Source organism: Caballeronia sp. SL2Y3 (assembly GCF_022879575.1).
Taxonomy (GTDB): Bacteria; Pseudomonadota; Gammaproteobacteria; order Burkholderiales; family Burkholderiaceae; genus Caballeronia.
Window position 1 is genome coordinate 774,439 of record NZ_CP084260.1, and the last position, 26,793, is coordinate 801,231.

25 protein-coding genes are annotated in these 26,793 nt (G+C 65.2%); 14 read left to right on the forward strand and 11 right to left on the reverse strand.

The genetic code is table 11. The features are described 5' to 3' along the window. Nucleotides 1-72: 72 nt before the first annotated feature. Nucleotides 73-795: a 6-phosphogluconolactonase gene (gene pgl / locus LDZ26_RS03660; RefSeq protein ID WP_244848212.1), complete on the forward strand. Its 723-nt coding sequence runs from the start codon at nt 73-75 to the stop codon at nt 793-795. Continuing rightward, nucleotides 776-2,692 carry a bifunctional transcriptional regulator/glucokinase gene (locus tag LDZ26_RS03665; protein ID WP_244848213.1) on the forward strand — a complete coding sequence of 639 codons (1,917 nt, stop codon included), beginning with the start codon at nt 776-778 and terminating at the stop codon, nt 2,690-2,692. The genes pgl and LDZ26_RS03665 overlap by 20 nt, the downstream gene beginning before the upstream one ends. A gap of 122 nt (nt 2,693-2,814) precedes the next feature. Here the strand turns inward: LDZ26_RS03665 and LDZ26_RS03670 are convergent, their stop codons facing one another. The 5 genes from LDZ26_RS03670 to LDZ26_RS03690 all read right to left on the reverse strand — a co-directional run bounded on the left by LDZ26_RS03670 (nt 2,815) and on the right by LDZ26_RS03690 (nt 8,129). Further along, nucleotides 2,815-3,936: a porin gene (locus LDZ26_RS03670; RefSeq protein ID WP_244848910.1), complete on the reverse strand. Its 1,122-nt coding sequence runs from the start codon at nt 3,934-3,936 to the stop codon at nt 2,815-2,817. 246 nt (nt 3,937-4,182) lie between these two features. Further along, nucleotides 4,183-5,337: a porin gene (locus LDZ26_RS03675; RefSeq protein WP_175940619.1), complete on the reverse strand. Its 1,155-nt coding sequence runs from the start codon at nt 5,335-5,337 to the stop codon at nt 4,183-4,185. 529 nt (nt 5,338-5,866) lie between these two features. After that, nucleotides 5,867-6,646 (reverse strand): ABC transporter ATP-binding protein, encoded by a 780-nt coding sequence (locus LDZ26_RS03680; RefSeq protein ID WP_175939811.1) that lies wholly within the window; start codon nt 6,644-6,646, stop codon nt 5,867-5,869. 28 nt (nt 6,647-6,674) lie between these two features. Next, nucleotides 6,675-7,388, reverse strand: a complete 714-nt coding sequence (locus LDZ26_RS03685) for an ABC transporter permease (RefSeq protein WP_244848214.1) — start codon at nt 7,386-7,388, stop codon at nt 6,675-6,677. Nucleotides 7,389-7,442: 54 nt separating this feature from the next. Beyond that, on the reverse strand, nt 7,443-8,129 hold the full coding sequence (locus LDZ26_RS03690) for an ABC transporter permease (protein ID WP_244848912.1): 687 nt from the start codon (nt 8,127-8,129) through the stop codon (nt 7,443-7,445). A 501-nt stretch (nt 8,130-8,630) separates the two neighbouring features. On the opposite strand from LDZ26_RS03690, the gene LDZ26_RS03695 reads away from it, so the two are divergent. Further along, entirely contained in the window at nt 8,631-9,329 is a 699-nt protein-coding gene (locus LDZ26_RS03695) for a pirin family protein (RefSeq protein WP_244848215.1), read from the forward strand. A 64-nt stretch (nt 9,330-9,393) separates the two neighbouring features. Here LDZ26_RS03695 and LDZ26_RS03700 read toward each other — a convergent pair whose 3' ends face one another. After that, nucleotides 9,394-9,987: a periplasmic heavy metal sensor gene (locus LDZ26_RS03700; RefSeq protein ID WP_244848216.1), complete on the reverse strand. Its 594-nt coding sequence runs from the start codon at nt 9,985-9,987 to the stop codon at nt 9,394-9,396. Nucleotides 9,988-10,209: 222 nt separating this feature from the next. Here LDZ26_RS03700 and LDZ26_RS03705 point away from each other — a divergent pair, with 222 nt between their 5' ends. Next, nucleotides 10,210-10,932, forward strand: coding sequence for a response regulator (locus tag LDZ26_RS03705; protein WP_175939816.1), 723 nt, complete (start codon nt 10,210-10,212; stop codon nt 10,930-10,932). Then, complete coding sequence (locus LDZ26_RS03710) at nt 10,916-12,259, forward strand: ATP-binding protein (RefSeq protein ID WP_244848217.1); 1,344 nt, start codon at nt 10,916-10,918, stop codon at nt 12,257-12,259. Before LDZ26_RS03705 ends, LDZ26_RS03710 begins: the two co-directional genes overlap by 17 nt. 25 nt (nt 12,260-12,284) lie before the next feature. Here the strand turns inward: LDZ26_RS03710 and LDZ26_RS03715 are convergent, their stop codons facing one another. Together LDZ26_RS03715 and LDZ26_RS03720 are read right to left on the reverse strand one after the other, a co-directional pair. Then, complete coding sequence (locus LDZ26_RS03715) at nt 12,285-12,548, reverse strand: hypothetical protein (protein WP_175939818.1); 264 nt, start codon at nt 12,546-12,548, stop codon at nt 12,285-12,287. Nucleotides 12,549-12,644: 96 nt separating this feature from the next. After that, nucleotides 12,645-14,327, reverse strand: a complete 1,683-nt coding sequence (locus LDZ26_RS03720) for a sensor domain-containing diguanylate cyclase (protein ID WP_244848218.1) — start codon at nt 14,325-14,327, stop codon at nt 12,645-12,647. 832 nt (nt 14,328-15,159) lie between these two features. On the opposite strand from LDZ26_RS03720, the gene LDZ26_RS03725 reads away from it, so the two are divergent. Both LDZ26_RS03725 and LDZ26_RS03730 read left to right on the forward strand, forming a co-directional pair. Beyond that, nucleotides 15,160-16,911 carry an ABC transporter permease subunit gene (locus tag LDZ26_RS03725; RefSeq protein ID WP_244848219.1) on the forward strand — a complete coding sequence of 584 codons (1,752 nt, stop codon included), beginning with the start codon at nt 15,160-15,162 and terminating at the stop codon, nt 16,909-16,911. A gap of 12 nt (nt 16,912-16,923) precedes the next feature. Then, a complete protein-coding gene (locus LDZ26_RS03730; protein ID WP_244848220.1) occupies nt 16,924-18,309 on the forward strand; it encodes an AAA-associated domain-containing protein in 1,386 nt (461 codons plus the stop codon). 203 nt (nt 18,310-18,512) lie between these two features. On the opposite strand, the gene LDZ26_RS03735 is transcribed toward LDZ26_RS03730, so the two are convergent. The 3 genes from LDZ26_RS03735 to LDZ26_RS03745 form a co-directional block, all read right to left on the reverse strand. After that, nucleotides 18,513-19,037, reverse strand: coding sequence for a hypothetical protein (locus LDZ26_RS03735; protein ID WP_370650663.1), 525 nt, complete (start codon nt 19,035-19,037; stop codon nt 18,513-18,515). Next, nucleotides 19,034-19,588, reverse strand: coding sequence for a hypothetical protein (locus LDZ26_RS03740; protein WP_244848221.1), 555 nt, complete (start codon nt 19,586-19,588; stop codon nt 19,034-19,036). Before LDZ26_RS03740 ends, LDZ26_RS03735 begins: the two co-directional genes overlap by 4 nt. A 257-nt stretch (nt 19,589-19,845) precedes the next feature. After that, nucleotides 19,846-20,910 (reverse strand): sigma-54-dependent Fis family transcriptional regulator, encoded by a 1,065-nt coding sequence (locus LDZ26_RS03745; protein WP_244848222.1) that lies wholly within the window; start codon nt 20,908-20,910, stop codon nt 19,846-19,848. 585 nt (nt 20,911-21,495) lie between these two features. Here LDZ26_RS03745 and LDZ26_RS03750 point away from each other — a divergent pair. From LDZ26_RS03750 to otsA, 7 genes are all read left to right on the forward strand, one after another. Then, nucleotides 21,496-21,858 (forward strand): hypothetical protein, encoded by a 363-nt coding sequence (locus LDZ26_RS03750; protein WP_244848223.1) that lies wholly within the window; start codon nt 21,496-21,498, stop codon nt 21,856-21,858. Between the two features lie 69 nt (nt 21,859-21,927). After that, a complete protein-coding gene (locus LDZ26_RS03755) occupies nt 21,928-22,245 on the forward strand; it encodes a YqjD family protein (protein ID WP_244848224.1) in 318 nt (105 codons plus the stop codon). Nucleotides 22,246-22,284: 39 nt separating this feature from the next. Next, a complete protein-coding gene (locus LDZ26_RS03760; RefSeq protein WP_244848225.1) occupies nt 22,285-22,482 on the forward strand; it encodes a hypothetical protein in 198 nt (65 codons plus the stop codon). Nucleotides 22,483-22,839: 357 nt separating this feature from the next. Next, nucleotides 22,840-24,243, forward strand: coding sequence for a sigma-54 dependent transcriptional regulator (locus LDZ26_RS03765; protein ID WP_244848226.1), 1,404 nt, complete (start codon nt 22,840-22,842; stop codon nt 24,241-24,243). A 231-nt stretch (nt 24,244-24,474) separates the two neighbouring features. Further along, nucleotides 24,475-24,681, forward strand: a complete 207-nt coding sequence (locus LDZ26_RS03770; protein WP_175939827.1) for a hypothetical protein — start codon at nt 24,475-24,477, stop codon at nt 24,679-24,681. A gap of 211 nt (nt 24,682-24,892) precedes the next feature. Then, the gene (locus tag LDZ26_RS03775; protein WP_244848227.1) at nt 24,893-25,129 is read left to right on the forward strand and encodes a hypothetical protein; all 237 of its coding nucleotides are present in this window, start codon (nt 24,893-24,895) and stop codon (nt 25,127-25,129) included. 188 nt (nt 25,130-25,317) lie between these two features. Beyond that, nucleotides 25,318-26,766, forward strand: coding sequence for an alpha,alpha-trehalose-phosphate synthase (UDP-forming) (otsA, locus tag LDZ26_RS03780; protein ID WP_244848228.1), 1,449 nt, complete (start codon nt 25,318-25,320; stop codon nt 26,764-26,766). Nucleotides 26,767-26,793: the final 27 nt, after the last annotated feature.

Consider the following 26,793-nt stretch of genomic DNA (forward strand, 5'->3'; position numbering starts at 1 on the left):
GCTTCGCGGGCCGTTCGCGGCTTCGCGGCATAAGGCGGGTCGATAAACCAAGACAAGCAGGATGGAGGAGCAGTGATCGAGCTTCGCACTTTCGACGACCCGCGCGCCCACTCGGACGCGCTGGCGAAGGCCGTCAGCGACGCGCTTGCCGCGTCGCTCGCGGCCAGAGGCGCCGCATCGGCCGATGCCAGCGCAGCCGCATCAGGACAGTCCGCTCATGCCACGCTCGCCGTGTCCGGCGGCACGAGCCCGCGTCCGTTCTTGCAGACGCTGTCGCGCGAGCCGCTCGCGTGGGCGCATATCGACGTGACGCTCGTCGACGACCGCTGGGTGCCTGAAACCGATTCCGCGAGCAACGCGCGACTCGTGCGCGAGACGCTTTTGCAGGACGCGGGCGCGGCGGCGTACTTCCTGCCGCTCGTCGATACGTCCGCCACGCTCGACGCGCACGTCGCCGCGCTCAACGCAGACGCGCGCCGCCGTCTGCCGGATGTCGCGGTGCTCGGCATGGGCGAGGACGGCCACACGGCGTCCATCTTTGCGGACGCGCCCGAATGGGACTTCGCCATTTCCACGCAGGACCGCTTCGTCGCCGTGCATCCGGGCAGCGCGCCGCACGCGCGGGTGAGCCTGTCGATGTCCGCTCTCAAGCAGGTGAAGCAGCTTTTCCTCTTCATCTCCGGCCAGAAGAAACTGGACGTGCTGAACGCGGCGCTCGCCGCGCGCCAAAAGAATGCCATCTCGACCCTGGCCAACGATGAAGGAGTGAAGCTCGATGTCTACTGGTGTGCATAAGGCCGCGCCGGCGCCGAGCCACGCCGACGGACCGAGGCTGCTCGCCGACATCGGCGGCACCAACGCGCGCTTCGCGCTGGAGACGGCGCCCGGCGAGATCGGGCAGATTCGCGTGTATCCGGGCGCCGATTACCCGGGCATCGCCGAAGTCATGCAGCAGTATCTGAAGGACACGAAAGTCGGACGCGTGAATCACGCGGCGATCGCGATCGCCAATCCGGTGGACGGCGATCACGTGAAAATGACGAACCACGACTGGAGCTTTTCGATCGAAGCGACGCGCCGCGCGCTCGGCTTCGACACGCTGCTCGTCGTCAACGATTTCACCGCGCTCGCGATGGCGCTGCCCGGCCTCACCGATGGGCAGCGCGTGCAGGTGGGCGGCGGCGCGCGCCGGCAGAACAGCGTGATCGGCTTGCTGGGTCCGGGCACCGGCCTGGGCGTGTCGGGTCTGATCCCCGCTGACGATCGCTGGATCGCGCTCGGCAGCGAAGGCGGCCACGCGACCTTCTCGCCGTTCGATGAAAGCGAAGACCTCGTCACGCGCTATGCGCGCCGCAAGTACCCGCACGTGTCGTTCGAGCGCGTGTGCGCGGGGCAGGGGCTGGAGCTGATCTACCGCGCGTTCGCGGAGCGCGACAACGTCGCGGTCGCCGACACCTTCACCGCCGCCGACGTCACTACGCGCGCGCATCAAGGCGAAGCGCTCGCGCTCGAAACGGTGAACTGCTTCTGCGCGATCCTCGGCACATTCGCGGGCAACATCGCGGTGACGCTCGGCGCGCTGGGCGGCATCTATATCGGCGGCGGCATCGTGCTGAAGCTGGGCGAGCTGTTCCACAAGTCGCCGTTTCGCGAGCGATTCGAGTCGAAAGGGCGCTTCCAGCAGTATTTGTCCGGCATTCCGACTTACGTCATCACCGCGGAATATCCGGCGTTCCTCGGCGTGTCCGCGATTCTTGCCGAGCAGTTGTCGAACCGCGCGAACAGCGGATCGTCGGCCGTGTTCGAACGCATTCGCCAGATGCGGGACGCGCTCACGCCCGCCGAGCGGCGCGTGGCCGATCTCGCGCTGAATCATCCGCGCTCGATCATCAACGATCCGATCATCGACATCGCGCGCAAGGCGGACGTGAGCCAGCCGACGGTGATTCGCTTTTGCCGCTCGCTCGGCTGTCAGGGCCTGTCCGACTTCAAGCTGAAGCTCGCGACGGGGCTCACGGGCACGATTCCGGTGAGCCACAGTCAGGTGCATCTCGGCGATACGGCCACCGACTTCGGCGCGAAGGTGCTGGACAACACCGTGTCCGCCATCCTTCAACTGCGCGAGCATCTGAACTTCGAGAACGTCGAGCGCGCGATCGACATTCTGAACGGCGCGCGGCGCATCGAGTTCTATGGCCTCGGGAATTCGAACATCGTCGCGCAGGACGCGCATTACAAGTTCTTCCGCTTCGGCATCCCGACGATCGCCTATGGCGATCTGTACATGCAGGCAGCCTCGGCGGCGCTGCTCGGCAAGGGCGATGTGATCGTGGCCGTGTCGAAGTCCGGGCGCGCGCCGGAACTGCTGCGCGTGCTGGAAGTGGCGATGCAGCAGGGCGCGACGGTCATCGCGATCACGTCGAGCAACACGCCGCTCGCCAAGCGCGCGACGGTGGCGCTGGAGACCGATCACATCGAGATTCGCGAGTCGCAGTTGTCGATGATCTCGCGCATTCTGCATCTCGTGATCATCGACATCCTCGCGGTCGGCGTGGCGATCCGCCGCGCGGCGCCGCAGCCGGGCGCGCAGATCAGCGAGACGGTCGCGCACGCGCGCGAGTCCAGCGACGACGAAGCCGCCGCCGTGCTCGACTGGCTGAGTCACGGTGCGTCGGGCATGGCGAAGGAATAGCGCCCGAGCAGTTCGAACAAAGGGCCGTCGATGCGAATCGGCGGCCCTTTTTCTATGGCGGACAATAAAACGGCGCGGCCCTTGCGGGGGGGCCGCGCCGCTCAGTGCATCAGACGCGCGGCTTAAAACGAGTGCTGAATGCCCGCGTACACGCCCGTCTGACTGCGGCCGGGGAACGGATTGTCCGTCGACGCAGCGGTGCCGAAGCTGTTCGCGTTGAGGCCGTAGTTCGCCGTCTTGCTGTTCTGAACGGTGGCGACTTGCAGGTCGAACAACGTGCGCTTCGACAGGTTGTACGAACCGCCGACGGTGTACATCGTCGCGTTGCCTGCGCCGTTGTTGCCGTTCACGTGATAGACGGCGGCGGTCAGCGCCGCGGCCGGCGACGCCTGCCACGTCACGCCGCCCCATTCGTGGTCGAGCGTGGTCGGCTCGCCCGGCAACTGGCCGGTCATGCCCGAAGAACGAATCGCCTGATAACCCGCCTGGAGCTTGAACTGGCCGAGGAACACGTTCGCCATGGCGGAGTATTCGCGCGAGTAGGCGTAGACGCCCTGAGTCGCGCCATAGCTGCCGCCGAGCTGACCGTTGGCCGGATTGCGGATCTCGTCGTACATGCCGCGCACCTGGAGATACGGCGACGTGTACGTGACGTACGCGCCTGCTTCACGGCCTTGCGGCGTCGTGCCGTTGCCGTTCCAGTTGGTCGCATTCGAGAGCGCGTATTGACCGTAGAAGTCGAAGCCCGCGAACTTCGGCGACTGATACGAGATGTTGTTGCTCGATTGCGGCCAGTTGCGGCCACGCACCAGCGAAGCCGACGACCAGTTCGACTGGCCGAACGGATCGAAGTCCCATACGCCGTTGGACACGAACAGTTCGCGCCCCAGCAGCACGGTGCCGAAGCTGTTGTTCGCGATACCCACCGTCGCCCAGCGATTGAAGAGGCCGCCGCCGCCCGGGCCTTGGCCCGTCATGGTGTTGAAGCTGCCTTCCAACTGGAACACGGCGCGATTGCCGCCGCCCAGATCTTCGGCGCCCTTCAAGCCCCAGAGGCTCGTGCCCCAGTCGCCGCTTTCGGCGCGGATGCGGCTTGCCGTGACGTTCTTCGCCGCCCCGGTCGGCACGCCGTTCATGTATTCGAGTCCCGCGTCCAGGCGGCCATACAGCGTCACGCTGCTTTGGGCATGCGCCGCCGCGCCGAACGTCAGCAGCGCCGCCGCTGCAAGCAAAGCCTTCTTCATCATCTCCTCCAACTCCTGTCAAAAGTGAACCAACTGCCGTCGGAATTTTGAAGGAGAACTACATTTTCGGAGGGTCGAGCGTGTACTTTTGATTCAATTTGACAAACGCGGCAACAAGCCGCCGCATGCATGCGTCAGACGAGCCGCCAATAAAAAACGGTGCGACACCCTTTCGGGCACCGCACCGATACGCGCCTCTCGCAGCAGCGTGAAAACCTTATAGAACTATTCTTGCTTCAGACTCGCTTAGAACGAGTGCTGAATGCCGGCATAGACGCCCGTCTGGCTGTGGCCGGCGAACGGGTTGTCCGTCGCGGCAGCCGTGCCGAAGTTGTTGGCGTTCAGGCCGTAGTTGGCGCTCTTGCTGTTCTGGACCGTCGCGACTTGCAGGTCGAACAGGGTGCGCTTCGACAGGTTGTACGAGCCGCCGACCGTGTAGATGGTCGCGTTACCCGCGCCGTTGTTGCCGTTCACGTGGTAGACCGCGCCGATCAGCGCCGCCGCCGGCGTTGCTTGCCACGTCACGCCGCCCCATTCGTGGTCGAGCGTGGTCGGCTGGCCGGGCAACTGGCCCACCATGCCGGACGAGCGGATCGCCTGGTAAGCGCCCTGAACCTTGAACTGGCCGAGGAACAGGTTGAACATCGCCGTGTACTCGCGCGAGTACGCGTAGACGCCGTTGCCGTTGTTCGTGCCGCCGTTGAGCGCGTTGTAGGCGCCGCCGAGCGTACCGTTGGCCGGGTTGCGGATTTCGTCGTACATGCCGCGAATCTGGAAGAGCGGCGTGGTGTACGTGATGTACGCGCCACCTTCGCGGCCTTGCGGCGTCGTGCCGTTGCCGTTCCAGTTCGTCGCGTTCGACAGTGCGTACTGGCCGTAGAAGTCGAAGCCCGCGAACTTCGGCGACTGGTACGAAATGTTGTTGCTCGATTGCGGCCAGTTGCGGCCACGCACCAGCGAAGCCGACGACCAGTTCGACTGACCGAACGGATCGAAGTCCCACACGCCGTTAGCGATGAAGAGTTCGCGGCCCAACAGCAGCGTACCGAAGTTGTTGTTCGCGATACCGACCGTCGCCCAACGATTGAAGAGGCCGCCGCCGCCCGGGCCTTGACCCGTCATGGTGTTGAAGCTGCCTTCCAACTGGAACACGGCGCGATAGCCGCCGCCCAGGTCTTCGACGCCCTTCATGCCCCAGAGGCTCGTGCCCCAGTCGCCGCTTTCCGCACGGAAGCGGTGCGACGAGCCGGTGGCCGCGCCGTTGGCGCCAACGCCGGTCGGCACGCCGTTCATGTACTCCAGGCCGGCGTCCAGGCGGCCATACAGCGTCACGCTGCTTTGAGCCTGAGCCACTGCGCTGAACGTCAGCAGTGCTGCTGCCGCGAGCAAAGCTTTCTTCATCATCTCCTCCAACCCTGTCAAGAAATAGAACCAAGTGCTGCCGTGTGCGGTTCGATGCGGGCGCATCCAACCGGAAATTGTTTTTCGAGGAACGACACACGCGTAACGACAGTGCTCGTGATGACTCGCGCGTCGTGGGCGCGAATCTGACGCTGGTCCGTCGACTGGCGTCTCCTCACTTTGTTTTGAAGTAAAACTACTTTTTGTGCACTTCGTTTTGGTACTTTAGTTACCAATTTAACAAATTACGTCACACTCGCCAAAGGAATTTGACGCTCGCCGATGCGGTGTGTCAAAAACGCAAAGCCATTGTGGCTTAGACGCGACCCAAAGCATGGGAAACGGCCCGCAAAGCCTTACCCAGCAAGGCTCTGCGCTCGGGAAAGTTTCGGGGTCAGGTTTCACGCCTATTGACGCGCGGACGTGTCGGCGCTAGGTGGCCGAAACGGGCTGGAAGGGCCGTCGGGCGGGGCGCGGGGGCGAAAAAAAAGCGCCTTGGGGGCGCTTTTTCCAGAGAAGTGTGCGGCAGCTACTTGAGACTACCCGAGAGGAACTGCCTGAGCCGCTCGCTCTTCGGTTGAGCGAACACCTCGTTCGGGCGACCTTCTTCTTCGATACGCCCCTGATGCAGGAACACGACATGGTTCGACACATTGCGCGCGAACGCCATTTCGTGCGTGACGACGATCATCGTGCGGCCTTCTTCGGCGAGCGTCTGCATCACCTTCAGCACTTCGCCGACGAGTTCCGGATCGAGCGCGGACGTGGGTTCATCGAAGAGCATCACATCCGGATGCATGGCGAGCGCGCGGGCAATCGCCACGCGCTGCTGCTGACCGCCCGACAAGTGCGACGGATACTGCTTCTCCAGCCGCGGCGCGAGCCCGACCTTCTCCAGATACGTGCGCGCGCGATCCTCGGCTTCCTTCTTCGGCAGGCCGAGCACGTTCACGGGCGCTTCCGTCACGTTCTCCAGCACGTTCATGTGCGACCAGAGGTTGAAGTGCTGGAAGACCATCGAGAGCTTCGAGCGGACCTGCCGCAGTTGCTTCGCGTCCGCGACCTTCAACGCGCCGGTCTTGTCCAACATCGTGCGCACTTCGGCGCCGTCGACGAAGATGCGCCCGCGATTCGGCTGCTCGAGGAAGTTGATACAGCGCAGCATCGTGCTCTTGCCGGATCCCGACGACCCGATGATGCTGATCACGTCGCCGGCGTTCGCCTTCAGCGAGACGCCTTTCAGGACTTCGTTGCTGCCGTACTGCTTGTGAATGTCGTCGACGAAAAGCTTGTGCTTCTGGGAATTCATGTGCGGTCCTGTAGGCCGATTGCCTGACTTATTTGCCTTGCGGCCGCAGGTACGCGAGCCAGCGATGTTCGGCGCGGCGGAACAGCCACACGAGCGCGAACGAAATGACGAGATAGAGCAGGGCAGCGATGCCGAACGCCTGGAACGACTGATACGTCGCTGAGTTCACGTCCCGCGCGATCTTCAGGATGTCCGGCACGGTCGCCGTGAACGCGACGGTCGTCGCGTGCAGCATGAGAATGACTTCGTTGCTGTAGTAAGGCAGCGCGCGGCGCAGCGCCGACGGCAGAATCACGCGGCGATACAGCGTGAAGCTCGACATGCCGTACGCGCGCGCCGCTTCGATCTCGCCATACGGCGTCGCCTTGATTGCGCCGGCGAAGATTTCCGTCGTGTAGGCGCAGGTGTTCAGCGTGAACGCGAGCAACGTGCAGTTCATGCCGCTGCGGAAGAACTGGGAAAGCAGCATGTGATCGCGCACGACCTGCAGGCTGTACAGGCCCGTATAGCAGAGCAGCAGTTGCACATAGAGCGGCGTGCCGCGAAACACGTACGTGTACAGCCAGACGCTGCGCGAGAGCAGCTTGTTCTTCGACACCCGCGCCACGGCGAGCGGCACGGAGAGGCAGAACCCGAGTCCGATGGACACCACGAGCAGCCACATCGTGATGGCGAGACCGGTAATGCGGTAGCCGTCGGTGAAAAGGTAGTTCTTCCAGAATTCCTGGATGATTTCGATCATGAAGTCCGCCGCTCTCTGATACTGGAATAAGGCTGGATGTCCGAATGCCGCTGGTTACAGGTCCGCCTTGCGCACGCCGATGGAGTAGCGCCGCTCCAGCCAGATCAGCACGAAGTTCGAGATCGTGGTGATGGCGAGATAGACGACGCCCGCGAGCAGCGTGAACAAGAAGAACCGCTGCGTGCCTTTGCCGGCGTCCTGAGCGGCCTTCACGACGTCCGCGAGGCCGATGATCGACACCAGCGCGGTCGCCTTCACCATCACCTGCCAGTTGTTGCCGATGCCCGGCAGCGCGAAGCGCATCATCTGAGGAAACATGATGCGCGAGAAGGTCTGCCACGGCGTCATGCCGTAGGCCGCGCCCGCTTCGAGCTGGCCGCGCGGCACCGAAAGGAACGCGCCGCGGAACGTTTCGGTGAAGTACGCGCCGTAGATGAAGCCGAGCACGAGAATGCCCGCGAGGAACGGATCGATATCGATCTGATCCCAGCCGAGGTGATCGGTCAACAAGTTCAGCCAGATCTGGATGCTGTAGAAGAGCAGCAGCATCAGCACGAGATCGGGTACGCCGCGAATCAGCGTCGTATAGACGGTGCCGATGCCCGACGTGATACGGCTCTTGGAGAGCTTCGCCGCCGCGCCGATGAGGCCGATCACGAAGGCGAACGCCAGCGACAGCACCGCGAGCTTGACGGTCTGCCAGGTGCCCGCGAGGATCAGCGGACCGTAGCCTTGCAACATGGTGATTCCTTGATAAGGTGCGCCATTCCACGCGCGCACGAAGCGGCTCGCCGCCGCGATTTCGCCGCCGCCATTCGCCGCCGCCATTCGCCGCCGCCATTCGCCGCCTACGCGCGGCTCGCGAGCGTTGCCTCGATGAAGCTCCGGCGCGATTGGTCTCGTTTCTTTCCGGCGCCGCTCGTGGCTCGCGCGCTGGCGGTCCGCCGGCGGTCCGTATTCTAGGTGGCCAAAATTGGCGAGCACGTCCAAAACGCAAATGCCGCGAATGTCGTGGATGCCGCGAATGCCCCGAATGTCCGTGTTTCCGAAGGCGCTGCTACACCGCCGCCGCCCGAAAAGCGCGGTATTTTACCCGAACCCGGCGTGCGCGCGGCGATAGCCGGACAAGTCCGATTACCTCCATCGGCGGGACGGTGTAGTGCCGTTGCGCTCGTTGTTCCGGCAGGCGGCCGCCCTTACATTGTCTCCATCGCAGTTCAACGTCTACACCGGGAGCACAACATGTTCGAGATTCGCCGCAGCAACGAACGCGGTCACGCCAACCACGGCTGGCTGGACTCGTATCACAGCTTCTCGTTCGCCGACTACCACGATCCGGAGCACGTTCACTTCGGCGCGCTGCGCGTGATCAATGAAGACCGGGTCGCGGGCGGACAGGGCTTCGGCACGCACGGTCATCGCGACATGGAGATCGTGAGCTACGTGCTGGAAGGCGCGCTCGCGCATCGCGACAGCATGGGCAACGGATCGACCATCCGCCCCGGCGACGTGCAGCGCATGAGCGCCGGAACCGGCGTGCGGCACAGCGAGTTCAACGGCTCGCCGACCGAAACGGCGCACTTCCTGCAAATCTGGATCATTCCGGATGCGCCGGGCGGCGCGCCGGGCTACGAGGAAAAGCGTTTCGCCGATGACGAAAAGCGCGGCCGCCTGCGCGTGATCGCTTCGCCCGAAGGCACGGACGGCTCGGTGAAAATCGGCGCCGACGCGCGAATTTTCGCGGGCCTGTTCGATGGCGACGAGCGGGGCGAGTTCGACGTGCCGGCGGGCCGCCGCGTGTATGTGCATGTGGCGCGCGGCAAGGTGTCGGTGAACGGCGAGGCGCTCGGCGCGGGCGATGCCGCGAAGATCGAGGATATCGCCAAGGTGAGCATCAACGGCGGCGAGCGGGCGGAAGTGCTGCTGTTCGATCTGGCTTGACCGGCCATTAATGTGAGAAACCGCGGGCTCGCGCCCGCGGTTTTTTTGCGCCTGCAAGAACCGCTTAGGGCTTCGCAGTCGCGGATGCGCCCGGCGCGCCCGGCGCGGCCTGAGCCGCGTCCGGCCCGCCGCGATGCTTGCCCCAGCGTTCGTGCATCTTCTGCTGATGCTCGCGCATGCGGGCGAAGTGCTGCTTGAGCGCCGTGCTCACGGTCGTCTTTTGCTGGTCGTTCAGCGAGTTATAGAAATTGAGCCAGGCGGTCGCCGTCTGCTCGTGCAACTGCATTTGCTGCTCTTCGAGCTTCTGATGCGCCGCGTGCATCGCGTTCAGGTCCACAATCGGCTGGTTCTGCATCGACTGGAACTGCTCGTGCATCTGGCGATGGCTCTCCCGCATGGCCTTGTGGTTCTGGTTCATCGTGTCGATGGCCGTCTGCCACAGCTTCTCCTGATCCGCATTCAGCTTCAGTTGGCCGTGCAACTGGTCGAGCTGCTTCTGCATGCGCATTTCCATGTGATGACCGCCAGGACCGCCCATCATGCCCGCAGCGCCGGGCGGCGGCGCGTTCGGCGCGTCGTTGGTGGCGGCGTGGGCCGCGCCGAAGGTCAGCGCGAGTGCGGTAGCAGCGGCGGCGAGAATGCGATATTGCTTGCTCATCGTGAGACTCCCTGATTGATGTCGGAGCCGAATGCGCGGATTTCGTTGAGACCGCGCTTGGTCGGTGAGACACAGCGTAGTGGCTGGTGCCGTCGCGCGTGTTACCAAGGCGGCGTTTCGTATTACGCTGGTTTACGCGCTGCTTTCGCGGTAACACCCCGTAACCCTTTGCGGCGCGAGAGACCGCCGACCGGCCGGGACTCCCGCGCTAAACTCCCTCTCATGACTACACAAATTCTAGTCGTCGACGACGACGCCGAACTGCGCGACCTCCTGCGCGATTATCTGGTCCGGCAGGGCATCGAGGTATCGGTGCTGCACGACGCCGGTTCGCTCGAACGCCGTATCGAGCGCGAGCGCCCCGATCTGATCGTTCTCGATCTGATGATGCCGGGCGTCGACGGTCTGACGGCGCTGCGCAAGCTCCGCGCATCGGGCGACGACATTCCCGTCATCATGCTGACCGCTCGCGCGGACGACGTGGACCGCATCGTCGGTCTCGAACTCGGCGCGGACGATTACCTCGGCAAGCCGTTCAACCCGCGCGAGCTGCTCGCGCGCGTGCAGGCCGTGCTGCGCCGCCGCCGCACCATTCCGTCCGCCGCGCCCGAGCAGCGCGAGCCGTATTCGTTCGGCCGCTTCCGGCTGGACTTCCAGTCGCGCACGCTGCAACACGACGAAAAGCCAATCACGCTGTCCGGCAGCGAATTCGCGCTCCTCAAGATTTTCGTGAATCACCCGATGCGCACGCTCACGCGCGAGCGCCTCCTCGAACTGCTGCACGGCCCGGAATACGACGGCACCGACCGCGGCATCGACGTGCAGGTGTGGCGCCTGAGGCGCATTCTTGAAAGCGATCCTTCCGCGCCGCGCTTCATTCAGACGGTGCGGGGACGCGGCTACGTGTTCGTGCCCGACGGCGAGCAAAATGCGCCGGCCCATTGATTCTCTGTTCGGCCGGCTGGTCGTTCTGGTCATCGGCGTGCTGGTGCTTTCGCATCTCGCCTGGTTTGCCGTCATCCGCGTCGAGCGGGATTACTCGCAAACGCGCTACGCGGTCGAAGAAGCGGCGTTCCTCGTCGAAGCGGTGCGGCAGCACATCGCCAACAATCCGGAGCAGCCGTTGCCCTCGCGCGTGCGCATCGTGCCGCTGCAAGCGGCGGATGCGCCGCAGCCCGCGAGCGGCGACGAGCTTCCGCGTCCGCTCTCGCGTTTCATCGAGGACATGAAAGACCGCTTGCCCGACGGCACCGACGTGCGGCCCGGCCCGCCCGGCGCGCCGCCGAGCGTCTGGGTTCACGGCGCGAAGGACGCGGGCTGGATCGTCGTGCCGGTGCAGCCGCTGCGCCCGCCGCGCTCGCGCGACCGCATGCTCGTGTGGCTTGCCATCATCTTTTCGACGGCCGTGCTGGCGGCGCTCTTCGCCGCGTGGCAGTTGCAGTCGCCGTTGCGCTCGCTCGCGCAGGCGGTCGCGCGCTTCGGTCGCGGGCAGCCCACGCCGCCGGTGCCGGAGCGCGGCCCGCGCGAGCTGCGCCAGCTCACGCACGGCTTCAATCAGATGGTGCGCGAAGTGTCGCAAAGCGAGAGCGACCGCGCCGTGATGCTGGCGGGCGTCGCGCACGATCTGAAGACGCCGCTTGCGCGCCTGCGCCTGCGCGCCGAAATGATGGACGACGAAAAAACGCGCGACGGCGTGGTGCGCGACGTCGATTCCATGGCGCATATCGTCGATCAGTTTCTGGTCTTCGCGCACGACCGCCCGGACGGCAGCGAGCCGGTCGCGGTGGATGAGCAGTGCGAGCGCGTCGCGCGGGCGTATCGCGCGGTCGCGCCGGGCGCGGATACCGTGCGTCTGAAGCTCGAAGCCGGGCCGGGCTTCGTGTTGCCGGCCGCGACGCTCGACCGGCTGCTATCGAACCTGCTGGACAACGCGCATGCGTATGGCGCGGCGCCCATCGTCATCGAGACGCGGCGCGAGGCGAAAGGCTGGGTGCTGTCCGTGTCGGACCACGGCAAGGGCATTGCGCCCGACGACCTCATCAAGGCGAGCCGCCCGTTCGTGCGGCTCGATCCGGCGCGCGGCGGCAGCGGGCATAGCGGCCTCGGGCTCGCCATCGTGGAGCGGCTCGCGCGGCGCGCGGGCGGGGAGTGCGAGATCGGCAATCAGGTCGATGGCGGCTTGCAGGTCGCGATGACCTTTCCGTTCGATCCCGCCGCCCGAACGGTCCCGCCGCGCCGCGCCGGAGCGCCGCACGAGGAGCGCGCGTTCTGACGACGCGCGCGTGCTTCCGCGAGGCTCAGTCGAACAGCGTCTGGAGTGCCGAGGCCGCCTCGCTATCCACCGTGTTGTACGTCACGGTGGACGCCTCGAAGATGTAGTGCGTCGTGTACTTGCCGAGGCGCGACAGGATTTCCTCCTGAATCACTTCCGGCGCGAGGTCGATCTTCAGATACCACGCGGTGGACGACAGCCGCGTCTGGAACGACCCGTACTCCGCGAGCAATTGGTCGAACGTTTCAGCGTCCTGATCGCGGCACACGATGACCAGATTTCCCTTCATGCAATCCTCCCGATAACAGCCACGCAGTCGATACCCAAGGACCGATGATACCTGCGCGGACATGTCCGCGTGGCGACGAGGGACATGCCGGCGGCGCTACTTGCCGGCGAGCGAGTCCACGGTGTGGCGCGTGGGCGGCGGGTCGGCGGGGCGCACTTCGCTGCGGTCGCGCCCGCGCGACTTCGCCTCGTAGAGCGCGAGATCGGCGCGCGAGAGCATCCATTCGAGCGCGTCGTCGTTCGCCTGTTCGGTGATGCCGATGCTGACCGAGAGCACCGCATCGTCCGGCAGATGCGCGCAGTGCTCATGATGAAAGCGCTTGCGCAGCCGTTCGAGCACGGCTTGCGCGTCGGCGAGCGAGGTCTGGGGCAGCAGAATGCCGAATTCCTCGCCGCCGAGCCGCCCGATCGCGTCGCTCGGACGAAGCTGCTCGCGGCAGACCTCCGCGAAATGCTCGAGCGCGCGGTCGCCCGAGGCGTGCCCATAGCGGTCGTTGATCTGCTTGAAATGATCGAGATCGGCGATGGCGACCGACAGAGGCGTGCCGGTCGAGCGCGCCAGTTCCACCTCTTGCCGCAGCGTGTCGAGGAAATAGCGGCGCGACAGCGCGCCCGTGAGCGCATCGTGGCGCGCTTCCGCCGACAGCAGCGTATTGGCCGATTGCAACTGCTCCGCGAGATCACGCGTTGCGCGATGCAGCCTGCGCTCGCGCGAATACGAGGTGGCGATGACCACGGCGAGCGTGACGACGCCGAGCATCGTGAGGAACACGAGCAGGCGGTCGCGAGTATGGTTGCGCGTGATCTCGGTCCAGCTGGTGAGCGGGTGGACGATATGCGCGGACAAGCCCGAATTGAGGCCGGTGCGCTCGTCGTAGAGCGAGGGCACGGAGTCGCCGTTGACGGCGAAGAAGCCCTTCGCGAGCGCGGGCGCGAGCCAGGGCGCCGACTGCCGCATGCGCTCGCCGACGTTTTGAATGCGCAGCGGCGCGAACGCGTCGCGCCGATAATGTTCGAGGCGCTCGCGGGCGGTCATGCGTGCGATGGCCGCGTCCGGCATCGCCCGATATTCGAGCCGGCCGTCGTGCGCCATCACCACGACGCCGTTTTCGTCGGTGACGAAGGTGCCGGGGCGCGAGACCCAGTGCCGCAACCGGTCGATGCTCACCTTCGCGATCACCGCGCCGACCAGAAGCCCGTCCTGGTACACGGGCGCCGCGATGAAGATGCCCGGTTCGCCCGACAGCCGGCCGACGCCGTACATTTCGACGAAACCGCCGAGCAGCGCCCGCACGACATAGGCGCGGGCGCTCATGTCGTAGCCGATGAAGCTGTCTTCTTCGCCCGCGTTGCTCGACGCAATGCAGTAGCCCTGTTCGTTCACGAGCCAAAGGGAGTCGAGTCCGGAGAAGCCCTGCGCGTCATGCAGGAAGCGGTTCACCTTCTCCAGTCCGGGCCGTGCCATCCACTGCTGGCGCCGCACGCTTTCCGTCGCCTGCACGCTCGACGCATAGCGCCGCGACTCCGACAGCGCGCGCTGCGTGACGTCCATCTGCGCGAGCGTCGCGGGAATGGCGCGGGACATGGCGAGGTCGCTCGCGATGATTTGCGCCATGTTGTCGACGATGGAACCCGCCATCTGCCGTTCGGTGCGCACGGTCGCGGTCATCTCCTGCTGTACCATCCGGTCCGACAGCAGGCCGGCGGCCACCCAGCACCCGAGCGCGAGCAACGCGAGGCAAAGCGTCGCGATGGCACGGTGCAGAAGGAGCTTGTTCATCGGTCGGGCCCGTGGCGCGGCGTCACGCCGCGACCATCGGGTGTTCGGCGCGTGCCCGGGGCGCGTTCGCAAAAAGCGGGGCGCCGGGCGTGGCCGATTCGCGCGGGGACTCGCCGTCACGGGCCAAAAACGCGATAATCGCCGCCCTGAGGCGGGCGTTCAGCCGGCTTGCCCGGGCGCGTTCATTGCGTCTGTAAGGCGCGGCAGCGGCTTTGCCTGCATGCGCGCGAGCTTCGGGCGTGCGGCCAGAAGGGCGTCTCGCGTCCGTCGGACGGCCCTCCGACTCGGTCTTGGCGTCTCGCATTGCATCGGCGCTCATTTATTGTTTGTGATAAGCCCAGATTGGACGATGTTTTTCGTCGTCTATCAAGCGCCTTATTGCTGCGAACGGCGTTCGCCCAACACATCGCTTCGCAACCACGCGACTTCGCTTGCCGCGGCGGCCCGCTTGTGCGTGCATTCGTGCGTGCATTCGTGCGATGGCCGGCCGAAAGCGCGCTGCAAGGACGAAACGGTGGGCGCTCGGTCTGCGCCGGCCCTTCAGTTCGGCCGGGCCGTGCCGATGAGCAACACAAGCCGCGCGCCGCGAGCCAAAGTTCGGCGCGAAGGTTGTGCCTGTCATCGTGAGTGGTGTAGTGTCGCTCGGTTCAGCGCGAGCGCGTGTCGTCCGCCGGGCGGCCGGACGCGTTGAACCGGTTGAACGTGTCGTGCGCCATCGCGCGCCGTCGCGGCAGCTGGAGTGAGGGGGCTCGCCCGGGCGACGGCATTGGCCGTCTCGAGCATCATCCGCGCGTGGCGCGGTCGTAACACAGCCTTACGGGGAGGGCCTTGAATGGAATTTGGTTTCAATCTGAATCGCACGGCGAACGCGTCCGCCTGGCGGCTCCTGCCCAACCGCTGGGACTTCGTGGCGTTCCCGATGATCATCTGCATCATCGCGCTCGCCGCTGTCGGCTTTCACGAGACGCTCGCGCCCATCTCGACCCTGCAGACGCAGGCGATCTCGCTCGACCCCGCGAATCTCCCTGAATACGCATTGCGCACGACCTTGCGCATGCTGGCCGCGATGGTCGCGTCGCTCGTCTTCACGCTCGCCTACGGCACGCTCGCCGCGAAGAGCCGGCGCGCGTCGCTCGTGCTGGTGCCGATTCTCGACATCCTCCAGTCGGTGCCGGTGCTCGGCTACATCTCTTTTACCGTCACGTTCTTTCTCGCGCTTTTCCCGGGGCGCGTCATCGGTGCGGAGTGCGCGGCCATCTTCGCGATCTTCACGAGCCAGGCGTGGAACATGACGTTCAGCTTCTACCAGTCGCTGCGCACGGTGCCGCGCGACCTGGACGAAGTCTCGCGCGGCTTTCACCTGACCAACTGGCAGCGCTTCTGGAAGCTCGAAGTGCCGTTCTCGATGCCCGGCCTCATCTGGAACATGATGATGTCGATGTCGGGCGGCTGGTTCTTCGTCGTGGCGTCGGAGGCGATCACGGTCGGCAATCGCAGCATCGTGCTGCCGGGCATCGGCGCGTATCTCGCGGCGGCCATCGGCGAGCGCAACCTCGGCGCGATCGGCTGGGTGATTCTCGCGATGACCGTCGTGATTCTCGCCTACGACCAGTTGATGTTCCGCCCGCTCGTCGCGTGGGCGGACAAGTTCCGCATGGAGAACACGAGTTCGGGCAACGCGCCGGAATCATGGCTGCTCGACCTGATTCGTCGCACGCGCCTGATTCACCGCCTGCTCGTGCCGGCCGGATGGATTCTCGCCAAAGCCGCGCGCGTGCCGATCAAACTGCCGTCGCTGCAAGGCGTGAAGCTGCCGCTGCGCGCGCCGGTGTCCTCCACGCGCGCCGGCGATATCGCGTGGGGCGCGGCGGTGCTCGTGATTACCGCGTACGTGGTCTGGAAGGTGGTGTCGTTCGTCGCGACGGGCGTCACCTGGGGCGAAGTCGGGAATGTGTTCGTGCTCGGCTTCATCACGCTGCTGCGCGTGGTGGTGCTGATCGCGATTGCCTCGGTGATCTGGGTGCCGATCGGCGTGCTCATCGGCCTGCGCCCGGCGCTCGCCGAGAAGTTCCAGCCGCTCGCGCAGTTCCTCGCGGCGTTTCCGGCGAATCTGCTGTTTCCGGTGTTCGTCGTCGCGATCGTGCGCTGGCATCTGAACCCGGATATCTGGCTGTCGCCGCTCATCGTGCTCGGGACGCAGTGGTATATCCTTTTCAACGTGATCGCGGGCGCGTCGGCCTATCCGAACGATTATCGCGAGGCCGCGACCAACTTCCAGATTCGCGGCTGGCAGTGGTGGAAGAAGGCCATGCTGCCGGGCATTTTCCCGTACTACGTCACCGGCGCGATCACCGCTTCGGGCGGCGCGTGGAACGCGAGCATCGTCGCGGAGGCGGTGTCGTGGGGCAAGACCAGCGTCGTCGCGCACGGACTGGGCGCCTATATCGCGCAGAACACGGCCGATGGCGACTACCCGAAAATCATTCTCGGCATCGCGGTGATGTCGCTCTTCGTGACGCTGTTCAACCGCCTGTTGTGGCGCCCGCTGTACGCCTACGCCGAAGCGCGGCTTCGACTGGATTGAGGACGAGTTCCGATGCAGAACCTTAAAAATACTCAGACGCCCGCCCAGCAGGCGGCGGTGCGCACTCCGGGCACGCCCGCCGGCGCGCAGGCGGCGTCGCAGAAGCCGCCGCGTCTCGGCCCGGAGATTCTGCGTGTGCAGAACGTGAGCCGCGGCTTCAACAAGACGCAGGGCGAACTGCTGGTGCTCGACGACGCGAACCTCTCGCTGCGCGAAGGCGAGATCGTCGGTCTGCTCGGGCGCTCGGGCTCGGGCAAGTCGACGCTTTTGCGCATCATCGCCGGACTGATCGAGCCGACCGATGGCCAAGTGACCTATCTGAACGAGCCGTTGCGCGGCCCGGCGAAGGGCGTCGCGATGGTGTTCCAGACTTTCGCGCTCTTTCCGTGGCTGACCGTGCTGCAAAACGTGGAGGCCGGTCTCGAAGCGCAGGGCGTGGGGGCGCGGGAGCGCCGCGAGCGGGCGCTCGCCGCTATCGACCTGATCGGTCTCGACGGCTTCGAAAACGCCTATCCGCGCGAACTGTCGGGCGGCATGCGGCAGCGCGTGGGCTTTGCGCGGGCGCTCGTCGTCGATCCGACGCTGCTCCTGATGGACGAGCCGTTCTCCGCGCTCGACGTGCTGACGGCCGAGAACCTGCGCACCGACTTGCTCGACTTGTGGACGCAGGGGCGTCTGCCGATCAAGTCCGTGCTGATCGTGACGCACAACATCGAAGAAGCGGTGTTCATGTGCGACCGCATTCTCGTGCTGTCGTCGAATCCCGGCCGCGTGATGGCCGAGATCAAGGTGCCGTTCAAGCATCCGCGCAACCGGCTGGACCCGGCGTTCCGGCGCCTGGTGGACGACATCTACGCGAAGATGACCGCGCGCCAGCTCGACGACGCGAAGAAGAAGGGGCTGGAGCTGGGAAGCTGGCTGCCGTCCGTGTCGACGAACCTGATGGCCGGTCTCATCGAAACGCTTGCCGCCGAGCCGTACCACGGCCGCGCGGACATGCCGGAAATTGCGCGGACGCTGCATCTGGAAGTGGACGACCTCTTCCCGATTGCCGAAGTGCTGCAACATCTCGGTTTCGCGGACGTGCGCGAAGGCGACATCTACCTGACGCCGCAGGCCCGCGTGTTCGCGGAATTCGGCACGCAGGAACGCAAGATGATGTTCGCCGAGCACTTGCTGCGGCACGTGCCGCTCGCCGCGCGAATCAAGAAGGTGCTCAACGAGCGGCCGGGGCATCGCGCGCCGCGCGTGCGCTTCGAGCAGGAACTCGAAGACTTCCTCTCCGATAAAGCTGCGCAGGAGACGCTCGATGCGGTCATCGACTGGGGACGTTACGGCGAGATCTTTTCGTATAACGACCAGACGGAAATGCTGAGTCTGGAGGATGTCGAAGCCTGATTGCGGTTTCTCGGCGCAAAACAAAAGCGCGGGCCCCGGAAGCGGAAACCGCGCTTTTTTTTAGCGTGCGCGTTCGCATCGTCGTCATCCACGGCGGAGAACGCGAGTGGACGCACAAGCAGATTGCGCGGTTCTGTCGCCCAAATCAAAAGCGCGGCTGCCGAGAACAGAAGCCGCGCTTTTTCGTACGCCACGCGTGTTGCTTACTGCAAGTTGCCCCAACGCTCGACCGCTGGCTCCGCCGACGCCCACTTCCAGCCTTCGGTCTGCTTGCACGCGCTCGCGACGAACCATTCGGCGTGCGCGTTCGCATCGTCGCCGTCCCCGACGGAGAAGGCGAACTCCTTGCAGCTTGCGAGCGCGTTGTCGAACTCGCGCAGCACGCGCACATCGCCGTGACCGTTTTCGATCGGCAGCGTGTGCTTGACCTTCCACGGTCGCGTTTCGCCGACGGCCGACACGCCCGCCGCAGCCGCGATGGCCACTTGCTGATCCGTATGCAGCGACTTCGACACACGCTTCACGGCTTCGTCGGTGGCGGCCTGCACCGCGATGCCGACGCCTAAGCCGATCGCCGGATTCGTCGTCACGGCGCCAGTCGCGATGCCTGCGACCGCGCCCGTGGCCGCGCCGATGGACGCGCATCCGCTCATCGTCACGCACGCGGCGGCGACCGCCACGGCAAGCGAGAAGCGCAGCGCGGGATGGACTGCGAGCCGCACCGTCATTGCAGCGAGCCCCAGCGCGGCGTGGCGGGTTCGGCCGACGCCCATTTCCACTTGGCTCCGTCACGGCAGACGGAGGCGACGTAGAACGCGCTGTCGGCGGGGCGGTCCTTGGTGGCGTCGCGATCGACGGAAAACACGATTTCCTTGCAGTCGAGCGCGCCGCTGCTGATCGTACGGCTGACCGTCACGCGGCCTTTTTCGTCGTCTTCGAGCGGGATCGAATGCGTCACGACCCACGGGGCCACGGCGCCCACCGCGAGCGGGCCGGCGACAGCCGCGATCTTGTCCTGCGTATCCGTATGCACGATGCGCTGCGTGTACTGCACGCCCGCCCGCGCCGCCGCCACCGCGCCCAGGCCGATGCCTGTCGCCACGGCGGCGTTGTCCGTCACCTTGGCCGCCACAGCCGCGCCCGCGATACCCGCGCCCGCTGTCGCGCCTTCGCTATAAAGGGAATTGCATCCGCTGAGAGTCAGGCACGCAATGACGCCGCTCGTGATCGCGGCGAGCGCGGCGGCGCGCTTGCCGCGCCGGGGGACACCAATCTGCATATTGCTTTTCCTTCGTCTGCCGTTTTTTCTCGCTGCGGCCTTCCGAAAGGCCGTAGCCGACGTTCCTTCGAGCAGTCACTCAGTGCGAGTCCTGTCGCGGGCTTCGCGCATTTTGAAGCATGCCTCTAATTACCGCTTCGGGAAAATTGCAAGAAATTGCAAGCGGCGGGAACGCGTTGCGCATTCCGTAACGCGGGCCGCACGAGAAGGACGCCGCAAGAGGCTGCAACGGCCTCCTGCGGCGGTTGAGACGAGGATCAGCTTTCGCTGGTGGAAGGGGTGTCGCTCGCGTCGGTGTCTTCGTTTTCGTAGGCGCCGAGGCGGTTGTACAGCGTCTTCAAACTGACGCCGAGCGCCTTGGCCGCGCGCCGCTTGTCGCCGCCGCAATGCTTGAGCGTGCCGAGGATGATCTGCTTCTGCGCGTCGGCGAGCGGCGTGCCAACCCAGACGTTCATTGCATCGCCTTGCGTGACGGGCTTCTTCACCCGCGACGCCAGGTGCGGATGCGCGATTTCGACCGTCTTCTCCGCGAGGATGAACGCGCGATAGACCGTGTTCTTCAACTCGCGCACGTTGCCGGGCCACGAATAGGTGCGCAGCACGTCGAGCGCGCGCTTGCTGAAAACCTTGTTCGTGCCTTCCTGCGCGTTCATTTCGGAGAGGAAATGCTGCGCGAGCAGTTCGCGGTCGGCGTCGCGCTCGCGCAAGGGCGGCGCGCGCAGCGGGAACACGGCGAGACGGTACATCAGGTCTTCGCGCAGCCCGTTTTCCTTGACCGCGGCGACCGGATCGCGGTTCGTCGCGGCGATCACGCGCACGTCCGAACTGATCAGATCATTGCCGCCGACGCGAAAGAACGTGCCGGTTTCCAGCGCGCGCAGCAGCTTCACCTGGCGCACCGGGGACATTTCCGTCACTTCGTCGAGGAACAGCGTGCCGCCGTTCGCATGCTCGAAATAGCCGATGCGGCCCTGCACCGCGCCCGTGAAACTGCCTTTCTCGTGGCCGAAGAGTTCGGCTTCGATCAGGTTGTCCGGAATCGCGCCGCAGTTGACGGCGATGAACGGCGCGTCCTTGCGCGCGCTGTGGTCGTGAATCGTCCGCGCGACGAGCTCCTTGCCGGTGCCCGACTCGCCGATGATGAGCGCGGTCGCGTCGGTGGCGGCGACGCGCTCGATCTGCGCATACAACTCCAGCATGACGGGCGACGAGCCGTACAGTAGTCCGTAAGACTTCAAACCCGGCACGTCCCCCGCAGAGCGCTTTTTCTGCGCCGGTGTTTCGCCTGCGACAAGCGGCGGGTCAAGATCGGTTGACGCCATAGGTCCTGATAGTTCCTGAGTTCTGCGAATGTGATGGGCGGGCGGCGCGCGGCGCCGACGGCTGACGCGCCGCCCGGTGGGCACGCGCGGTCGCTCGATTCGGCTGAATGTCCGGCGCGGCCGGGCGGGTCCGTGGCGTCGAGCGTCGGTAGCGGCGCGGCGGTGCTGACGCGCTGCGCTGTCGTGCGCTCGATGGCGATGAGCCGGTTTCCCTCGAAAGCGTCAGTCCGGAGTCGCGGCGCAACCCAATGATTCGCCGCTGCGACTCTATCTCATAAACGCTATTTAACCATTCGCGACGATATTGCGGCAATGCGTGCCGTCAGTCGGATGGCAATTTGTCTGAATGCGTTTTGCGAAGCGCGAGTGATCCGGAAAGGTTCTCCGTGCGCGCCGCGAATTTACAAGTCCACGGCGTAAGAGTTACCCGACAGACGCGCGTCTATTTCGACTTTTGCGCAGACGCCCACGCGCGCGCCGCCCTCCGCGTGAATGGCACGGAAGCTGCTTCGTCGTGATCATCCTTATTCGAATGCCCGCGACGGGAAGCTGAAGAAACGGGCAACGGGAGAGGTCGAGCACATCATGGAAGACATTTTCGATTTCGATGTTGCCGCCGACGAGCGTCGCGATCAGGCGGCGGGTGCGCGGCCGGCTCGCGGCGGGGGTGCGCGGGCATCGGGCGAGCGGCAGGAACTCGCGGCCGGTGAACCGATCGACATCTATCACTGGGCGGCCGTCGCGCTGGTCACGGCGCTCATGTGCGCGGTGCTCGGCTACGCCGCCGGCACGCCCGCGCTGGCTCGCGCCGCCAACGTGACGAGCCTCGTGTTCGGGGTGGCAGGCGGCGCGCTGACGGCGAGCGGCGTCATCCGGCGGCTGCGCGCACGCATGGCGACGAGCGGCGCACATCGGCCGCTGGCCGTCACGGTGCCGAAGGCGCAGTAGTCGCCTGGCCGCTGTAGCTTTATTGAGGCCCGCAATCGTGCGGAAGACCCACTTGGCGAGGACTGATTCATGAGTCACACGACTGTCCAGCTTGCGTTGGGCAAGCAGAAGATCATCGAAGACATCAAGGTGCTGTTGAACGACTCGGAAGAGTTGTTGCGGCTGTCGTCGGCGCTGCCGGGCGAGGGCGTCGAGGCGCTGCGCTCGCGTCTGCGCGATCACGCCGACACTGCACGCGCCGCGCTCGAAGACGCGCAGGCGAGTGCGCAAAGCCGTTACCGCGCGAGCATCGAATGCACCGAGCGGTACGTGCGCGAGAATCCGTGGCAATCGCTCGGCATGGCGGCTGCTGCGGGATTCCTGCTGGCCGCAATCATTTCGCGCTAACGGCGCGGCATCGAATTCACGACACGGGAGAGAACAACAATGGCACGGTCATCGATTGGAGTGTTCGGCGCGCTTTTCGCGGTCGGCAGCGTGCTCGCCTGGAAATGGGTGCAGTCGCAGGACGCGAACGGGCGGCGCGCCGTAAGCGGCAAGAACCGCTGGCAAGGAGGACGCTCGCGCGGCGGAAAGTACGTCGTCGGCGGCACGCCTGACGCCTGGCATTTCCCGAAAAGCTGATCGCGCAATTCGCGTCGACACTGCGCGCTCGGGCGCATCGGCTGGATGCGCCGAGCCCTTCGCGATACTCACGCAATAAAACGCACGCCCTCGTGGCGTGCGTTTTTATCTTGATAAACCCTTATAATCATTGAACCTCTGCCATAAGTCGCGAATTGGAAAAACTTACGGCTCAGAGACCCAAGCGTGCGGAACTTTCGGAAATTTATCTGTTTTCTGCGCTTCGCGGTCGGGTTTTAGCCCCTCGGGCGCCCGACCCGCTAGACGCACCGGCCCGGACGGCCACAGTCGCCCGGAGAAGACCACGCCGCCGCGCGGCGTGTGACCCTGAAACGCTTTGGAAGAATTCGAGACGCAATGCCACACGTATTGATTGTCGATGACGATCCCAGTACCCGCGAGGCGCTAGCCGCGATCATCGGCGAAGACGGACTGACCACGGCCACCGCCAGCGATCTGCGCGAAGCGCGCATTCAGCTCGTGCGGCAGACGCCGGACGTCGTTTTCACCGATCTGAAACTGCCCGACGGAACGGGCGTCGACCTGTTCGAAGATCTCGATCCGCGCTCCGGCGTGGAATTTATCGTCATCACCGGGCATGCGACGGTGGAATCGGCCGTGAGCGCGCTCAAAATGGGCGCCGCCGATTACCTCGTCAAGCCCATCAACATGCAGCGCGTGAAGGCGATTCTGTCGCGCCTGCCGCGCGCCGGCGACCTGAAGGCGGAAATCGGCACGCTGCGCGGCGAGTTGCGCCGCATGGGCCGTTTCGGGCTCATGCTCGGCAATTCGCCCGCCATGCAGACGGTCTACGACCAGATCGGCCGCGTCGCGCCGACCGCGGCCTCCGTCCTGCTGATCGGCGAATCGGGCACGGGCAAGGAAGTCGCCGCGCAGACGCTGCACGAGCTCAGCCTGCGCCGCAAGCATTCGTTCATCGCGGTGAACTGCGGCGCGATCTCGCCGAACCTGATCGAGTCCGAAATGTTCGGCCACGAACGCGGATCGTTCACGGGCGCGGATCGCCAGCACAAGGGTTATTTCGAACGCGCGAACGGCGGCACGCTGTTCCTCGACGAAATCACCGAAATGCCGATCGAATTGCAGGTGAAGCTGCTTCGCGTGCTGGAGACGGGCATGTTCATGCGCGTCGGCACGACGAAGGAAATCGAGACCGACGTGCGCCTGATCGCCGCGACGAACCGCGATCCGGAGCAGGCCGTGCTCGAAGGCAAGCTGCGGCTCGACCTGTATCACCGGCTCAACGTGTTCCCGATCAACCTGCCGCCGCTGCGCGAACGCGGCAAGGACGTGGAACTGCTCGGTCAGGCGTTCCTCGACGAGCTGAACGCCCGCTACAACACGAAGAAGGACTTCCCGCCGGCGGTGCGCGAGATGCTCGCGTCGTACAACTGGCCGGGCAACGTGCGCGAACTCAAGAACTACGTGCAGCGCGCGTACATCATGTCCGGCTCCGATTCGGACAGCACCGCGACCGTCCCGCTGCAAATCTCGCTGTCGCGACCTTCGTCGGGCACGGCGGTGACGATTCCGTTCGGGACGTCGCTCGCGCAGGCCGACCGCCAACTCATTCTCGCGACGCTCGAACAGTGCGGCGGCGTGAAGACGCGGGCAGCGGAAATCCTCGGCATCAGCCTGAAAACGCTCTACAACCGGCTGGTGGAGTACGGTGAAGATGCGAACAAGGCGGCCGTCGGCGAAGGCGGAGACGTGAGCGAATCGGAAAGCGAAAATCGCTGAACGTCGGCTATCTTCACACGAAAACCACGCCCGCTGCTTGCAAAAGCGCGGGCGTTTTTGTTGGCAGGCGCGCTTTCAGCAACGATAATGACATGAATGGACGCGTCGGCCGAGGTGAAATCAGGGGCATAACCCTTGCTGCCGATCCATGCGACATCCGCGTACAACGGGGCCGCAGCTAGCCTCCGGACGAGGATGCAACCACGATCACAAGACCGCAAGGAGCCCGCAATGTCCGATTTCGCCTCCGACCGCGCGCCGATCAGCGCGCAGACGCCGCAGCCGCCGGACCCGCCGGTGACGCCGCCCGATCAGCCGCCGCCGACGCCGATTCCGCCCGATACCAATCCGGACCCGACGCGCGACCCGCCTGAGCCGCCGACGCAGCCGATCGGCGATCCGCCGCCCGGGCCGAACGAAACGCCGCATGTCGGCTGAAGCTCGATTCGGCCGGTTCACCGAAGTCGTGCAAGCCTTGAACAATCTTCCATCCCGAACGTAGGGATTACAACAGACGAAGTACGAATGACCGGCGGCATCTAAGATCGTCGGTCGTTCTTTCTCAAACCGCGCCGCCGGCAAGCCCGGCAGCGCATCGGTCCGACGCCGCCGAGGTCCATTCGCGACGGCCTTCTTTCTGGAGGCATCAATGAGGCATCCCGCACTGCGACGCTCCGCGCGTCATTCGTCCAAACGCGAAGCGCGCGCCGAAGCCGCGAAAAACGGCGCCGCGCCCGCGTCGGTCACGCCGCCCGCGCACCACGACCCGGCGGGCCAGAACCGCCCTGCGCCTGGCGTTCCGCCGGATGGCGAACACAACCAGGGCGGCGTGCGTTCCGAAGGCATCGACTATCAGCGCGACCTCGGCTCCGAGCAGGACGCGTGAGCGTCCTCCGCTCGGGCCAACCATCACAAGCATAAAGTTCTACGCGGCAGCCTTTCGCCGCGTGTTTTCGTTCGCCAGTAACATCTGGATACGAATTTCCCACTCGATAGCGGAGCAAAAAGGCATAAGACTTGCATGTTTCCCGTCGCCAATCGAGCAGCAACGATAACTGATGGAGTGACGCCGTAATGAGCAGATTGATCGTGGTATCGAATCGCGTCGCGCCGGTCCAGGAAGGCAAGCCCAGCGCGGGCGGGCTCGCGATCGGCGTGCTGGACGCGCTCAAGGAGACGGGCGGCGTGTGGTTCGGCTGGAGCGGCGAGATCGTCGGCGAAGCGGCTGCGCCCGTTGTCGAGAAGAACGGCAACGTGACCTATGCCACCGTCGGGCTCACGCGGCGCGACTACGACCAGTACTACCGCGGCTTCTCCAATGCGACGCTCTGGCCGACCTTCCACTATCGCAACGATCTCTCGCGCTTCGATCGCGAAGAATACGCGGGCTACATGCGCGTGAACGCGACGCTCGCCGCGAAGCTGAAGACGCTGCTGCAGCCGGACGACATCATCTGGGTCCACGACTACCATCTGCTGCCGTTCGCGCAGGAGTTGCGCAAGATCGGCGTGACCAATCCGGTCGGTTTCTTCCTGCACATTCCGTTTCCGGTGCCCGAAGTCATGCGCACGGTCCCGCCGCACGAAGAACTGATGACGGCGCTGTGCCAGTTCGATGTCGTCGGCTTCCAGACCGAGAGCGACAAACAGTCGTTCATCGATTACATCGAGCGCAGCGGCCGCGGCCACTTTAGCGACGACGGCATGTTGCAGGCGTTCGGCCGCATGCTGAAGGTGGGCGCGTATCCGATCGGCATCTATCCGGACGCGATCGCGAAAGCCGCGGAGCAGTACTCCACGCGCAAGCAGGTCAAGAGCCTGCGCGACTCCATGCGCGGCCGCAAGCTCATCATGAGCGTCGACCGGCTGGATTATTCGAAGGGTCTCGTCGAGCGCTTTCAGGCATTCGAGCGGCTCCTCCTGAACGCGCCCGGCTGGCACGGCCGCGTGTCGCTCGTGCAGATCGCGCCGCCGACGCGCGCCGACGTGCAAACGTATCAACGCATCCGCCAGAACCTGGAAGGCGAGGCGGGGCGCATCAACGGGCGCTTCGCGCAGCTAGACTGGACGCCGATTCAGTACCTCAATCGCAAGTACGAACGCAATCTGCTGATGGCGCTGTTCCGGCTGTCTCAGGTCGGCTATGTGACGCCGTTGCGCGACGGCATGAATCTGGTCGCGAAGGAGTACGTGGCATCGCAGGACCCGGAAGATCCGGGCGCGCTGGTGCTATCGCAGTTCGCGGGCGCGGCGGATCAACTGCCGGGCGCGCTCGTCGTCAATCCGTTCGATCTCTCGCAGATGTCCGAGGCGCTGGAGCGCGCGCTTTCGATGCCGCTCGCCGAACGCCAGGCGCGCCACGCCGACATGATGGCGCCTTTGCGCAAGAACAACCTTTCCGTCTGGCGCGATTCCTTCCTGTCGGATCTGCGCAGCGTTGCCACTGCGACGTCCGTCACGGCGAAGACGGTCAAGACGGTGAAGCAGGGCGCATCCGAGGCGAAGCGGGCCGCGCGCGCGTAAGACTCTGCATTGGATGCCATTCGGCCC

Coding starts and splice junctions, on each gene's coding strand:
- LDZ26_RS03665 (WP_244848213.1), top strand. CDS start 776: ATGTCTACTGGTGTGCATAAGGCCGCGCCGGCGCCGAGCCACGCCGAC.
- LDZ26_RS03670 (WP_244848910.1), bottom strand. CDS start 3,936: ATGAAGAAGGCTTTGCTTGCAGCGGCGGCGCTGCTGACGTTCGGCGCG.
- LDZ26_RS03675 (WP_175940619.1), bottom strand. CDS start 5,337: ATGAAGAAAGCTTTGCTCGCGGCAGCAGCACTGCTGACGTTCAGCGCA.
- LDZ26_RS03680 (WP_175939811.1), bottom strand. CDS start 6,646: ATGAATTCCCAGAAGCACAAGCTTTTCGTCGACGACATTCACAAGCAG.
- LDZ26_RS03685 (WP_244848214.1), bottom strand. CDS start 7,388: ATGATCGAAATCATCCAGGAATTCTGGAAGAACTACCTTTTCACCGAC.
- LDZ26_RS03690 (WP_244848912.1), bottom strand. CDS start 8,129: ATGTTGCAAGGCTACGGTCCGCTGATCCTCGCGGGCACCTGGCAGACC.
- LDZ26_RS03695 (WP_244848215.1), top strand. CDS start 8,631: ATGTTCGAGATTCGCCGCAGCAACGAACGCGGTCACGCCAACCACGGC.
- LDZ26_RS03700 (WP_244848216.1), bottom strand. CDS start 9,987: ATGAGCAAGCAATATCGCATTCTCGCCGCCGCTGCTACCGCACTCGCG.
- LDZ26_RS03705 (WP_175939816.1), top strand. CDS start 10,210: ATGACTACACAAATTCTAGTCGTCGACGACGACGCCGAACTGCGCGAC.
- LDZ26_RS03710 (WP_244848217.1), top strand. CDS start 10,916: ATGCGCCGGCCCATTGATTCTCTGTTCGGCCGGCTGGTCGTTCTGGTC.
- LDZ26_RS03715 (WP_175939818.1), bottom strand. CDS start 12,548: ATGAAGGGAAATCTGGTCATCGTGTGCCGCGATCAGGACGCTGAAACG.
- LDZ26_RS03720 (WP_244848218.1), bottom strand. CDS start 14,327: ATGAACAAGCTCCTTCTGCACCGTGCCATCGCGACGCTTTGCCTCGCG.
- LDZ26_RS03725 (WP_244848219.1), top strand. CDS start 15,160: ATGGAATTTGGTTTCAATCTGAATCGCACGGCGAACGCGTCCGCCTGG.
- LDZ26_RS03730 (WP_244848220.1), top strand. CDS start 16,924: ATGCAGAACCTTAAAAATACTCAGACGCCCGCCCAGCAGGCGGCGGTG.
- LDZ26_RS03735 (WP_370650663.1), bottom strand. CDS start 19,037: ATGACGGTGCGGCTCGCAGTCCATCCCGCGCTGCGCTTCTCGCTTGCC.
- LDZ26_RS03740 (WP_244848221.1), bottom strand. CDS start 19,588: ATGCAGATTGGTGTCCCCCGGCGCGGCAAGCGCGCCGCCGCGCTCGCC.
- LDZ26_RS03745 (WP_244848222.1), bottom strand. CDS start 20,910: ATGGCGTCAACCGATCTTGACCCGCCGCTTGTCGCAGGCGAAACACCG.
- LDZ26_RS03750 (WP_244848223.1), top strand. CDS start 21,496: ATGGAAGACATTTTCGATTTCGATGTTGCCGCCGACGAGCGTCGCGAT.
- LDZ26_RS03755 (WP_244848224.1), top strand. CDS start 21,928: ATGAGTCACACGACTGTCCAGCTTGCGTTGGGCAAGCAGAAGATCATC.
- LDZ26_RS03760 (WP_244848225.1), top strand. CDS start 22,285: ATGGCACGGTCATCGATTGGAGTGTTCGGCGCGCTTTTCGCGGTCGGC.
- LDZ26_RS03765 (WP_244848226.1), top strand. CDS start 22,840: ATGCCACACGTATTGATTGTCGATGACGATCCCAGTACCCGCGAGGCG.
- LDZ26_RS03770 (WP_175939827.1), top strand. CDS start 24,475: ATGTCCGATTTCGCCTCCGACCGCGCGCCGATCAGCGCGCAGACGCCG.
- LDZ26_RS03775 (WP_244848227.1), top strand. CDS start 24,893: ATGAGGCATCCCGCACTGCGACGCTCCGCGCGTCATTCGTCCAAACGC.
- otsA (WP_244848228.1), top strand. CDS start 25,318: ATGAGCAGATTGATCGTGGTATCGAATCGCGTCGCGCCGGTCCAGGAA.